Genomic DNA, 13,031 nt, shown 5'->3' with positions numbered 1-13,031 from the left:
AATCCAGCGGTCCCGTGACGGGGCGGCAGGATTAGAAGGAGTACTTCAGGCTGAAGCTGATGAAGTCACGATCGTTGATGAGGTTGAAGTCACCACCGCCGAAGAAGTTGGTGTAGTTCACGTCGGCCGACCATTTGTCCAGGAAGGTGGCGGTCAGGCCCACCGACACGGCCTTGCGGCCGTCGATGAAGGTACCCACCGGCAGCGGCGTGGTGCCGTGCACGTCATGTTCCCAGACGACGCGGGGCATCAGGTTGATGCCACCGATGGCATTCAGGTAGTCGAAGCGGGCGACCAGGCGATAGCCCCACGAGAACTCAGTGCCGAAGCCGTTGGTGGCCACGCTTTCCATGCCGCCCAGGCCCAGGAAGTTGGCGTTGCCGCCGACGTTGGTGCCTGTGCCGCTGAAGTGCACGCCATCCGGCATGTTGTGCACGATGTCGGCACCCACCTCGCCCACCAGGATGACCTGATTGGCGCCCATCATGGGCGGCAGGTCCTTGGTGAAGGTCATCTGGACCTGGCTGATGTCGTAGCGGCCATAGCCCTGGATGGTGGTGCCGAACAGGCGCGACGCGCTCTGCTCGATCTGGGCCGTGGTGGTGCCCTGGATGCCACCCAGGCGCTGGATCAGCGCATTGGTGTTGAAGATATGGGCGGCCGCCGTGGCGGCCTGCTGCGCGCCGGCGGTGGCGCCAGCGGTGGCACCGGCCTTGGCGCCGGCGGCGGCACCCTGGGCCTGGCCCGCGGCCTGGGCCGCGGCCAGCGAGGCCGGGCCGCCGCGGGCGGCGATGGCGGCCTGGACGGTGGCCTGGACCGGAGCCGGCAGTGCTGTGAAGTTGGTGCCGACCAGCGCCGGGGCGGCGACCGACAGCACCTGGTTCACGGCCGTCTGGTAGGCGGCGGTGGCGGCGGCCAGGCCCTGCGCGGCACCGGCGGCGGCACCCTGCTGGGCACCCAGGGCCGCGCCCTGCTGGCTGCCAGTCTGGATGAAGCCGAAGACCGAGGGGGCGGCCAGCATGGCCTGCAGGACATCCACGGCGTCATACTGCAGGGGCTGGCCCTGACGGTACGAGTACTCACCCTGGATGGCGACGCCTTCAACACTGGTGCTGAAGCTGACGCCGTACATCTTGATGTCGTTGACGTAGTCGGCGAAGTAGCCGCTGTGGTTGCTGAACGTTTCCGGATTGGACGCGAAGTCGCCGAAGCTGCCCACCTTGACCGACAGGTCCGGCACCCGGTTGTTGTACTTCAGGAAGAAGATGCCGAAGTCGGTATCATCCAGTTCCGGCACGGAATAATGGACGCCGAAGCCGAACTGGCCGTCGTCGCGGGCGTTGTGATCGTTCAGGCGCGGCACGTTGGTGCCGAAGGGCGCGATGGGCGTGACCTGGCCCAGGATGGGGTTCTTGACCGTGCCGTTGGTCTCGATGGCGCCCTGGCTGGCGATGTCGTGGGCCAGCGGGTTGCCGAAGGGCAGAGACAGATAGCGGGCGCCCGGCGACAGCGCGTCGTCGCTGCTGAAGTAGGTGCCGGCCGGATCCAGCAGCGTCTTCTCCCACTTGAACTGGTAGAAGGCTTCCACGCTGAGGTTGTTGGTCAGGCCCAGGTTGGCGCTGATCATCGGCACCGGCAGGAAGACTTCCTTCAGTTCCGTGCCCGGCTGGTGCAGGGCGGAGACGTCCACCGGGTTGATGGCGTTGATGCCGTTGGGGATGAAGGTGCTTTCGCCCCAGCTCAGCACCTGGTTGCCGACGCGCATGCTCAGTGACGTGCCGCCACCCAGGTCGAAGTTGCCGTAGGCATAGGCGTCCAGCAACCGGGCGTAGGCTGCCGACTGGTCGCGGGCGGTGGAACTCAGCGTGAAGGCGCCGGTGCGGGCGGCCGAGGTGCTGTTGGCGTCGTTGTTGATCGGGTCGTAGAAGAAGGTCGCGCGGCCGAAGAAGCCGATGTTATCGTAGTCCAGCTTCAGTTCGTTGGTCATGCGGCCGGTCGTCGACACCAGGCCGGTGCCATAGTTCAGGTCGCCGTTGTCCTGGTTGATGGAGGAGGCGTTGCCGCCGTTGGCCTTGCCCACCAGGTTCTTGTCACGCTCCTGAACGCGGATCAGGCCGCCGAAGGTCAAGGTGGTGTTGAAGCTGCCTTGAAGATCGCCGCTGTTGAAGTCCAGGGCGCGCGCCGGCGATGAGGTGAACAGCGATGTGCCCAGCGCCGCGACGCTCACACCCGCCAGAATACGAGATTTCAGGCACGACTTCCCAAAGACGTTCGCCACCATGCGTCTTTCCTCCCTGTACGTTTTTTTTAAGACACGACCGTCCCTGGCATTCTTGCCTGGGACTCGCGTCCAGCCTCTGTCGCCAAGCCTCGGTTTTCCGGGCGTTGCCGTCAAGCATTGATGAACAGGATCAAGGGATTCCGCGCCGAATAGGGCAAATCTGCAACGCCGTTCAACTCGGATTCGGGGGCGTTTCGAGGGGGTGTTTGCCGGGTTGCCAGTAGGCGTCAAGCCGGGTTCAGGAGGCTACCGCGTGCATCTTTGTCGGCTTCAAAAAAGTTTTGCAGAAGTCGTCCGCCGGGCGGGGTTTTGAGAAGAAGAAGCCTTGAAGCTGATCGCACTGGTGGCGGCGCAGGAAGTCCAGCTGCTCTTCGGTCTCGATTCCCTCCGCCACCACGGTCAGGCCCAGTTGCCGGCCCATGGCGATGATGGTGGCGGCGATGGCGGCCGTGTCGGTGTTGGAGGTCGCCTCCGACACGAAGGAGCGATCGATCTTCAGCGTGGTGATGGGCAGGCGCCGCAGGTAGGACAGCGAGGAATAGCCCGTGCCGAAGTCGTCGATGGCGATGGAGATGCCCTGGGAGCGCAGTTCCGCCAGCGTGTCGGCGATATAGGCCAGGTTGGACATCATCGCCGTCTCGGTGATCTCCAGCTCCAGGAATTCGGGCCCCACGTCGTATTCCTGCAACAGCTGGCGCACCCGCTCCGCGAACTGGCCGGAGGAGACCTGGCGGACGGAGACGTTGACGGCCACGGGCAGGGGCTGCAGCCCCTGTTCCTGCCAGGCGCGGATCTGGGCCAGGGCGGTGCGCATGACCCATTCGCCGATGGGGACGATCAGACCGTTCTCTTCCGCCATGGGAATGAAGCGGGCGGGGGAGACGGAGCCCATCTCCGGATGGTGCCAACGGATCAGCGCCTCGGTCCCCACCGGCTGCAGCGTCTCCAGGTCGATCTTGGGCTGGTAGTGCAGCGTGAACTGGTTCAGGTCCAGGGCCTCGCGCAGCGCGTGCTCCATGGACAGCCGCGCCACCGCCTCCTCGTTCATGCGGGGGGTGAAGAACTGGTAGCTGTTACCGCCCGCCGCCTTGGCGTTGTCCATGGCGGTGGCGGCGTCGCGCAGCAGGGCGTCGGTGTCCGACGCGTCGCCCGGGAACAGGCTGATGCCGATGGAGGTGGTGATGAACAGCTGCTGGCCGTCGATGGCGAAGGGCCGGGTCAGTCCCACCAGGATGGCCTCGGCGATGCGGGCGGCCACCTGCGGCTCCGGCAGATCCTCGGCGATCACCATGAACTCGTCGGCGCCCATGCGGCCCACGGTGTCGGCGGCGCGCACGCAGGACACCAGGCGCTGCCCCAGGGCGCGCAGCAGCTTGTCGCCCACCTGGCTGCCCAGGCTGTCGTTCACCAGCTTGAACCGGTCCAGATCCATGACCAGCACGGCGACGGAGGTGCCCTTGCGGGCGCCATGGGCGATGGCGTGCTGCAGACGGTCCTGCAGCAGGGTGCGGTTGGCCAGGCCGGTCAGCGGATCGTGGGTGCTGACGTACAGCAGCTGCTCCTCGAAGCGCTTGCGGTCGGTCACGTCGGTCATGGTGCCGGTGAAGCGCAGGGGACGGCCCCGTTCATCCCGGATGGCCAAGCCGCGCGCTTCGATCCACAGCCAGCTGCCGTCGTTCTTGCGCAGGCGGAAGACGCTGAGGTAGTCGCCGCTCTCGCCCGACAGGTAACGCTCGATGGTGCCCATGGTGGCGGGCGCATCGTCTGGGTGCAGCAGGGCCTCCAGCGGCTTGTCATGCCAGGGGCTAGCGCCGCCGGGATAGCCCAGCATCTCCAGGAACTCGGGGCTCCACCACGTCAGGCCGGTGGCGAAGTCGGCGTCGAACACGCCGGACCGGGTGGCGCTGACGGCCTGTTTCAGCCGCTCCTCGCTTTCGCGCACGGCGCGTTCCGACCGCTTGCGCTGGGTGATGTCCTGGATGACGCAGATGGCGGTGCGGCGGGTGCCCAGGCGCATCTGGCTGACGCCGAAGGCCATGGCGAAGACGGTGCCGTCGCGCCGGCGGCCCTGCACCTCCGACCGCTGCTCCCCGCCATGGCTGCCGCCCTGGCGCCGCAGGCTGGTCATCAGCTCCATCGACACCCGCGGCCAGTCCTCGTCGGCGATGAAGCTGACGAAGGGCTGCCCCGCCGCCTGGCCTGGCTCATACCCGAACAGCTGGTGGGCGGCGCGGTTCATGGTGGCGACGCGCAGGTCCTCGTCCAGGGTGATGATGCCATCGGCCACGTTGTCCATGATGCCGGACAGGTGGGTCTCGCGCTCGCGCAGCCGGGCCTCCACCCGCTCGCGCTCCACCAGGGCGCGGTCGAATTCCAGCAGCAATTCGTTGGTGGTGCTGGCCAGCAGGCCCAGTTCGTCATCCGCGTGCTGCGGCGGCACGGTCAGCAGCAGGTCGGCCGGCCGGCGGGCGTCCACGGCGGCGATGCCGCGCGTGAGGCGCAGGAAGGGCTTGGACAGCGAGATGTAGAAGACCACGACCAGGATCAGGGCCAGCGCCACCGTCCACACCAAGCCCACGCCCAGGACGATGGCCGACCGGCGGAAGAAATCCAGCGCGATCAGGTAGCGGTCGACGCTGACCTTCAGCACGCCCACGTTCTGGTGGTGGCGTTCGATGACCAGCTGGATGGAGAAGGTTTTTTCCTGGGGCAGCAGGATTTCCGCCAGCCACTTCAGGCCCCCCTCTGCTTCCGGCCGGTCCTTGGCGGCCAGCTGGTTGCCGAAATCCTCATAGATGACGGCATGGTACAGGGGGCGGTACTCGAACAGGCCGGTCAGCACCCGTTCCGCCAGCGCCTGGTCGAAGGCGTAGGCCGCCTCCGCCGCCGGCTGGCGCGCCGTGCTCAGCACCTGCTGCACCAGCTGGTCGGTCTGCTGCTCGACGTTGAACAGGTCGTAGGTGATCTGGGCGGTGTTCAGGATGATGCCCAGCGCCAGGGTCAGCAGGGCGGTGTTGCGCGCCTGCTTGTAGGACAAGCGCTTGCGCAGCGGCAGCCGCACCTTCTTGCGCGCGGCCGCCTTGCCATCCTCCGGCCCCATGCCCGGCGCCTGGGCGCCGCCTCCTTGGCCGTTCCCATCGCGGGGCGTTCCGCCGGTGACGGACGATGCGTTCCCGAACTGTGCCAGGGTACGGGACGACGACGATGCCTCGGAGGACGGTGGGGGCGTCATGCCAACCTTTAGGTCGCGGGGCGTTCAAAACAGCGGGCGGTACAACCACCTCATCATGACCTTAAGACGTATGGGGTCCCAGAGTCTCGCACTTCCGTACGGGCCGCGCTGTGGGATAGGTCAACGCTCCTCGACGATGTTGCGGAAAATCTTCAGCCATTCGTCGGCGGTGGCGCGCTTGCGGAAACTGACGACCAGGGGCTGCGGGAAGCGGCGCGTCTTCAGCGTCATTTCGAAATGCTGGTCCTTGGCCTGGTAGCGCCAGGCCGTCAGGTCCTTGGCGGCCAGCAGCACGGGCGGGCGCTTGTCCAGGCCCTTGCCGATCACGGCCACGCGGCCGCGCGCCTCGTCGGCGGCGATGCCGGTGCCCTCATGGGCGTGGCGTTCGGTGATGGTGAACCCTTCCAGCGCGTCGAAGCGGCGGAAGATTTCGGCTTCGGACGGGCCACGCGTAGCCAGCCAGGCGACCAGCGCCAGGGCCAGGCCCACCCCCATCACAGCCAGGACGATCAGCAGCAGCATGGGGTAGGGATAGAATGAACGGGCCGGCCCCGCAACCGTGCGCTGCGGGGCGGGCCGCGGTGACGTGATTTACCAGGTGCCGGTGTTGGACATGGAGACCCAGGGCTCCTGCGGGGGCAGGGCGTCGCCGGCCTGCAGCAGCTCGATGGAGATCTGGTCGGGGGAGCGGACGAAGGCCATGTGACCGTCACGCGGTGGGCGGTTGATGGTGACGCCCGCGTCCATCAGCCGCTGGCAGGTGGCATAGATGTCGTCCACGGCGAAGGCCAGGTGGCCGAAGTTGCGGCCGCCGGTGTAGACCTCAGGATCCCAGTTCCAGGTCAGCTCCACCTCCGACTCCGGCGAGCCCGGGGCCGCCAGGTAGCGGCCCTTCTCGTAGTCGCGGCGGCGCACCAGTTCCAGCCCCAGCTTGTTGACGTAGAAGTCCAGCGAGGCGTCCAGGTCGGTGACGCGGACCATGGTGTGCAGGTATTTCATCGGCGGGGTTCCCGGGTGGCCATGTATGCGGAAGCCGACCTTAGGCCCTTGGCGCCAAAGACGAAAGCCCGCCGGTTTCCCGGCGGGCTTCCTGATGGGGTGGGGGCTGCCCCGCGCAGCGCAACCCCGGGGATGGGACGAGGCTCAGTGCCCGGCGTTGCGGATGCGCACCTGGCCGGAGCCGTGCTGGCTGATGGACTGGTTGGTGGCGACGCCGTCCATGGTGAAGTCGCCCGAGCCGGCGATATCCACCGACAGCGGGTCGGCCTTGCCGGCATGGATGGTGACGTTGCCGCTGCCGTGGATTTCGGCCGACACCGCGCCGTTGACCGAGGCCATGTCGACATTGCCGGAGCCGCTGATCTCCAGCGACACCTCGCCATTGGTCTTGCCGGTGCGCACCTTGCCGGAGCCCTTGATCTCCACCGAGACGGCCTTGGCGATGTCGCCCACGGTGATGTTGCCGCTGCCGGTCACGTCCAGGGCGGCGGACTGCACCCGCCCGACCGTCACGGAACCGGAATGAAGGTCTTCGATTGCCAGGTCGGCGTTCAGGTCGCCCGCGGTCAGGTCACCGACGAAATCGTCGATCGCCAGGCTGGTGCCGGCGGGCATGGTGACGCTGACCTTCATGAAGTCGCGGTCGCTGTAATGCTCGTGGTGGCGGTGCTCCTGCTCCACCTTGGCCTTGTCGCCCTCGCTGTGGAAGGACAGGCGGTTGACCTGGTCGTCGTCGCCGGTGGCGGTGACGGTGATCTCCTTCGCGGAGGACGACACCGTGATCTCGACATTGGCCACCAGGCCTTCCAGCTCCAGCGTGCGGCCGTGCAGGGTCTGCGGGCCGATGGTGCCGGCGTAGGCCGGGGCCGAGGTGAAGGCGATGAGTGCCGCGGCCAAGGGGGCGGCAGCCAGCGGCGCAAGGGACAGGGTGGCCAAGCGGTGGGGGGTGCGGAACATGAGGCGGGGTCTCCCTGACGATAAGGCGGGAAGCGTCAGCCCCGGTGGTGTCAGGGGCGGAGCTTCCGGATCGGTCCGGCCCATCGTGCCGAGCCGGTTACGGCCTTCATCGCAAGGGATGTGCCAATTGCAAAATCCGCAGGAATCCTGAGGCGCCCCCGGGACCATCCAACGTGAACGGCGATTTAATCGTCCTTCACGCCAGGTGGGTGGTGGATTCCGCCACTATTCCGGGGCGCCGGTCTTGCCGCTGATCAGGTCCACCCACTCCTGTTCCGTCAGGATGGTCAGGCCCAGCTCGCGGGCCTTGGTGGCCTTGGAGCCGGCGTCGGCGCCGACGACGACATAGTCGGTCTTGGCGCTGACGGAGCCGGCGACCTTGGCGCCCAGGCCCTCGGCTTTGGCCTTGGCCTCGCTGCGGCCCATGGTCTCCAGCGTGCCGGTGAAGACCACGGTCTTGCCCACGACCGGCGACCCGGTGGTGGTGGGCCGCTGGTAGGTTTCCACGGTGATCTGGGCCAGCAGGCGGTCCAGCAGGGCGCGGTTATGCTCCTCGCGGAAGAAAGCCATCATGTCGTCGGCCACGCCCACGCCGATCTGTTCGATGGCGCACAGCTCGGCATAGGCCTCACCCACCAGCTCAGGCTTGCGCTCGGTGGGTTGGGCGGTCCGCTCCTCCGCCGCCTTGATCATGGCGGCGCGCCAGTGATCCACCGTCAGGTAGTGACGGGCCAGCAGCTTGGCCGTGGCCTCGCCCACCTGGCGGATGCCCAGGGCGTAGATCAGGCGGTCCAGGCCGATGGTCCGGCGGGCCTCGATGGCGGCGAACAGCTTCTCCACCGACTTCTTGCCGAAGCCGGTCATGGTGACGATGCGGTCCAGCCGTTCGCTTTCGCGCTTTTCCAGGGTGAAGATGTCGGCCGGCTCGCGGATGCGCTCCTGGCTGTGGAACAGGCGCATGCGCTCGATGCCCAGGCCCTCGATGTCGAAGGCCAGGCGGCTGGTGAAGTGGATCAGGCGCTCCACCGCCTGGGCGGGGCAGATCAGGCCGCCGGTGCAGCGCCGCACCACGCCGTCCGGCTCGGCCACCGTTTCCTCGGGGGCGGACGCTTCCGCACCCTCAACGGCGGCACCATCATCCGGGGTGCCGCTTTCCACCGCCACCACTTCCGCCGCCGCGTCCGCCTTCTCGGCGGCGGAGCGCACGGCCAGGCTGCCGCAGGCGGGGCAGTGGGTGGGGAATTCGAAAGGATGGCTGTCGGCAGGGCGCAGGTTGGGCACGACGCCGACGATTTGGGGGATCACGTCGCCGGCGCGCTGGACGATGACGGTGTCGCCCACCCGCACGTCCTTGCGGCGGATTTCATCCTCGTTATGCAGGGTGGCGCGCGAGACGACGACGCCGCCCACGGTGATGGGCTCCAGCTCCGCCACCGGGGTCAGGGCACCGGTGCGTCCCACCTGGATGCTGATGGCCTTCAGCAGGGTTTGCGCCTTCTCCGCCGGATATTTGTGGGCGGTGGCCCAGCGCGGCGTGCGGGTGCGGAAACCCAGGCGTTCCTGCAGATCCAGCCGGTCCACCTTGTAGACCACGCCGTCGATGTCGAAGGGCAGGGTGGCGCGCTGGCCGCCGATCCAGCGGTAATAGTCCAGCAGCTCGTCGGCCGTGCGGCACAGGCGCGACGGCTCGCTGATGGTGAAGCCCAGGTCAGCCAGGCGCTGGCGGCTTTCCGACTGGGTGGCGCCCAGCGGCTCCGACAGCTCACCCCAGGTATAGGCGAAGAAGCGCAGGGGCCGGCCCGCCGTGATGCTGGCGTCCAGCTGGCGAAGGCTGCCGGCGGCGGCGTTGCGCGGGTTGGCGAAGACCTTCTCACCCTTCTCCGCCTGGGTCTTGTTCAGCGCCAGAAAGTCTTCGCGCCGCATATAGACCTCGCCCCGCACTTCCAGGACGGCCGGGACCCCTTTTCCGGAAACTGGCCCCGTCAGCGTGTTGGGGATGTCGTCGATGGTGCGGACGTTGGCGGTGACGTCCTCGCCCTCCGCCCCGTCGCCACGCGTGGCGGCCTGCACCAGCTGGCCGTCCTCATAGCGGATGGACAGGGACAGGCCGTCGATCTTGGGCTCGGCCACGAAATCCAGCGAGGCGGCTTCGTCCAGCACCAGAAAGCGGCGGATGCTGGCCACGAAGTCGGCGACGTCCTCATCCTCGAAGGCGTTGCCCAGCGATAGCATGGGCACCTTGTGCTTCACCTTGCCGAAGCCGGCGGCCGGGGCGGCCCCCACCGTGGCCGTGGGGCTGTGGGCACCGGCCAGTTCGGGGAAGCGCTGCTCGATGGCCGCCAGTCGCCGTTCCAGGGTGTCGTAGTCGGCGTCGGAAATTTCCGGCGCGTCCTTCTGGTAATAGAGGGCGCGGTGGTGGCCGATCTCCGCCACCAGCTGGGCGTGTTCTGCCCGGGCATCCTCTGGGGTCAGGGCGTCGATGGCTTGCTTGGCGGCCATGGCAGTACTCGGGATGAAGGCGGAAGGGAACGGCGCCGGCTCAGCCGGCGGCCATCAGCTCGGACGCGGCGGCGCGGGCGGCGGCGGTGATCTCGGCACCCGACAGCATGCGGGCGATCTCTTCCCGCCGCTCCTCCGGTGACAGGATGACCACGTCGGTGGTGGTTTTGCCGGCGGCCACGCGCTTGCGCACGTTCAGGTGCTGCTGGCCGCGCGCCGCCACCTGCGGGCTGTGCGTCACTACCAGAACCTGCAGGCCGGCACCCAAACGGGCCAGGCGTTCACCCACGGCATTGGCCACGGCACCACCGATGCCGGTGTCGACCTCGTCGAACACCAGGGTGGGTACGGTGCCCACCTGGGCCAGGATCACCTTCAGCGCCAACATGAAGCGGGCGAGTTCGCCGCCCGACGCGATCTTGGCCAGCGGGCCCGGGGGGGCGCCGGGATTGGTGGCGACGGTGAAGGCCACGCGGTCGCTGCCGCCGGGGCCCCACTCGGCCTCTCCCACCGGCTCCACCGCGGTGACGAAGCGCGCCTTCTCCAACTTCAGGGGAGACAGCTCTGCCATCACGGCCCGGTCCAGCTTGCCGGCCACCCGGCGCCGCTCCCCCGTCAGGGACGACGCGGCGGTGGCGTAGGCCTGCTTCGCCTCGGCGGCGTCCTTGGCCAGGCGGGTCAGCAGGTCGCCCTGGTCCTCGATCAGCGACAGGCGGCGGGCGAAGTCGGCGCGCAAGGTGGCAAGGCCGCTCACGGCGATGCCGTGCTTGCGGGCGCAGGCGCGCAGGGCGAACAGCCGCTCCTCCAACTTTTCCAGACTGGCGCCGTCATGGTCCATGTCGCCGGCCATGACCTGAAGGGTGCGCGCCGCCTCCCCAATCTCGGCGGCGGCCTGGTCCAGGACCGCGATCAGCGGGTCCAGCTGGCCGGCAGCCTTGTCGGCCACGCGGGTCAGGTGGCGCAGGGCGTTGGCGATGGCGCGCTCGGCCCCGCGCTCGCCGGAGATTTCGCCGGCCGCACCGGTCAGCGCCTCGACCAGCTTTTCCCGGTGCATCATGACGGCGCGCCTTTCCGCCAGCGCCTCTTCCTCGTTGTCCTTGGGATCCAGCGCATCCAGTTCGGACAGCGCGTGGCGGACATATTCCTCTTCCTCGCGCGCGCGGGCGGCCTCGCGGTCCGCATCGGCGCGGGCGGCCTCGGCCGCCTGCCAGGCGCGGTAAAGGCCGGACACCTGCGCGCGCTTGGGCGCCAGACCGGCGTAGTCGTCCAGCAGGTCGCGGTGGGTCAGGGGGTTGAGCAGGCCATGGGTGTCGAACTGGCCGTGCACCTCCACCAGCGTCTCACCCACGCGGCGCAGCAGGGCCACGCCCACAGGCTGGTCATTGATGAAGGCGCGGGAGCGGCCATCGGCGGTGACGGTGCGGCGGAGGACCAGGGTGGTGTCGGCATCGAGGTCCTGCTCGCGCAGCAGGGCCAGGGCGGGATGGTCCGATCCTCCATTGGCTCCACGCGCGGCCAGATCGAACTCGGCCACCACCGTCGCCTGGTCGGCACCGTGGCGCACCAGGCCGCTGTCGCCCCGGCCGCCCAGGGTCAGGCCCAGCGCATCCAGCAGGATGGACTTGCCGGCGCCGGTCTCACCGGTCAGCACGCACAAGCCTTGGCCGAACGACAGGTTCAGCCGTTCGATCAGGACCACGTCACGGATCGAGAGGGACGCCAGCATGGCAACTCACCCGGTTTTGCGAGCCTTGGGGACGATACTTCCAGACGGCACTCTTTAGACGACAAGGGCCCCGGACTGGTCTGTCGCCGATCCGGAGCCCCGCTGTCGGGATATGATTTTTCTAGGACTTAATCGCCGAAAAGCCAACCCAAGAAGCCACGGTCCTTGCTTTCCTGGCGGGGCTTCTCGCCCTTGTCGTCGGCCTTCTGGTCCGTCGTCTTCTGGTCTGGCGCCTTCAGATCGGCCGGCTTGGCGTCCGGCTTGTCCACAGCCGGTGCCGTCTGGCCCTCGGGGGCCGCGACCGGTGCGCCGGCGCGGGGGCCGGCCGCTGGGGTGGCCGCCGGCGTGTCGGCGGGCTGGGCCGTCAGGTTGACCGGGATGACGCGCGGCTTGGGCAGGTCCTTCACCAGGTCGTAGGTGTTCTGGTACCAGTCGCTGCCCGGGTAGTTGTAGCCCAGCACGGCGGCGGCCTTGCGCGCCTCATCCAGCATGCCCAGCGACAGGTAGACCTCCACCAGGCGGTGCAGGGCCTCCGGCACGTGGCTGGTGCTCTGGTACTGATCCACCACCTGGCGGAAGCGCTTCATGGCGGCCAGGTTCAGGCCCACGCTCTGGTAATAGCGCCCGATGTCCATCTCCTTACCCGCCAGATGGTCACGGGTCAGGTCAATCTTCAGCTTGGCGTCGCGGGCGTAGGGGCTGGTGGGGAAGCGGCGGATGACCTCTTCCAGGGCCTTCAGCGACTGCACGGTCGGCGTCTGGTCGCGCCGCACGTCGGAGATCTGCTCATAATAGCAGAGGCCCTTCAGGTAATAGGCGTAGGCGACGTTGGGGTTGCCGGGGTGCAGGCTGATGAAGCGGTCCAGCGAGCCGATGGCCTCTTCATACTTGTTGGCCTGGTAATAGGCGTAGGCGGCCATCAGCTCGGCGCGCATGGCCCAGGTGGAATAGGGGTGCTGCTGTTCCACGGCGCCGAACAGCAGGGCCGCCTTCTGGTATTCGCCGCGATCGATGGCGTTGCCCGCCTCGGAGTAGATCTGCTCCACCGGGCGTTCGATGTAGGGGGCCTCCTTCTCATCGCTGGAGCAAGCCGCAACCGCGAGCAGCGCCAGGGGGGCGGCGAGCGGGACCAGGCGGCGGAGGCGACGGGGCGACAAGGCAATGCGAGGGAAGGACAAGGGCATCTTCTCGGAGCGGAATAGGCGGCGGGATGCGCGACGGCGTGTTATAGCACGGGTCAACCGCCCGTCGCCAAGCGGCACATTGTCGGCCTGACAGCGAAATTTCTCAAAAACCGGGCCCGCCGGGAACCTCGGCCACCAGTGCGCTCATCCTAC

8 protein-coding genes are annotated in these 13,031 nt (G+C 68.0%); all 8 read right to left on the bottom strand.

Annotation, left to right across the window (positions count from 1 at the left end; translation table 11 throughout):
• Nucleotides 1–31: 31 nt before the first annotated feature.
• Nucleotides 32–2,281, bottom strand: a complete 2,250-nt coding sequence (locus tag P5F91_RS16540) for a DUF1302 domain-containing protein (protein WP_145611467.1) — start codon at nt 2,279–2,281, stop codon at nt 32–34.
• Between the two features lie 238 nt (nt 2,282–2,519).
• The gene (locus P5F91_RS16535; RefSeq protein WP_145611469.1) at nt 2,520–5,513 is read right to left on the bottom strand and encodes an EAL domain-containing protein; all 2,994 of its coding nucleotides are present in this window, start codon (nt 5,511–5,513) and stop codon (nt 2,520–2,522) included.
• Nucleotides 5,514–5,633: 120 nt separating this feature from the next.
• Nucleotides 5,634–6,035, bottom strand: coding sequence for a hypothetical protein (locus P5F91_RS16530; RefSeq protein WP_145611471.1), 402 nt, complete (start codon nt 6,033–6,035; stop codon nt 5,634–5,636).
• Nucleotides 6,036–6,104: 69 nt separating this feature from the next.
• On the bottom strand, nt 6,105–6,512 hold the full coding sequence (locus P5F91_RS16525; RefSeq protein WP_277907628.1) for a VOC family protein: 408 nt from the start codon (nt 6,510–6,512) through the stop codon (nt 6,105–6,107).
• 144 nt (nt 6,513–6,656) lie between these two features.
• Nucleotides 6,657–7,469, bottom strand: a complete 813-nt coding sequence (locus P5F91_RS16520; RefSeq protein ID WP_186454804.1) for a GIN domain-containing protein — start codon at nt 7,467–7,469, stop codon at nt 6,657–6,659.
• 225 nt (nt 7,470–7,694) lie between these two features.
• The gene (gene ligA, locus P5F91_RS16515) at nt 7,695–9,968 is read right to left on the bottom strand and encodes an NAD-dependent DNA ligase LigA (protein WP_277907627.1); all 2,274 of its coding nucleotides are present in this window, start codon (nt 9,966–9,968) and stop codon (nt 7,695–7,697) included.
• Between the two features lie 40 nt (nt 9,969–10,008).
• Nucleotides 10,009–11,694, bottom strand: coding sequence for a DNA repair protein RecN (gene recN / locus P5F91_RS16510; RefSeq protein ID WP_277907626.1), 1,686 nt, complete (start codon nt 11,692–11,694; stop codon nt 10,009–10,011).
• Between the two features lie 128 nt (nt 11,695–11,822).
• Nucleotides 11,823–12,872, bottom strand: coding sequence for an outer membrane protein assembly factor BamD (locus tag P5F91_RS16505; protein WP_422394470.1), 1,050 nt, complete (start codon nt 12,870–12,872; stop codon nt 11,823–11,825).
• Nucleotides 12,873–13,031: the final 159 nt, after the last annotated feature.

This window comes from Nitrospirillum amazonense (genome assembly GCF_029594735.1).
Classification (GTDB): Bacteria; Pseudomonadota; Alphaproteobacteria; order Azospirillales; family Azospirillaceae; genus Nitrospirillum; species Nitrospirillum amazonense.
This window is presented reverse-complemented; position numbering and strand designations above follow the sequence as displayed.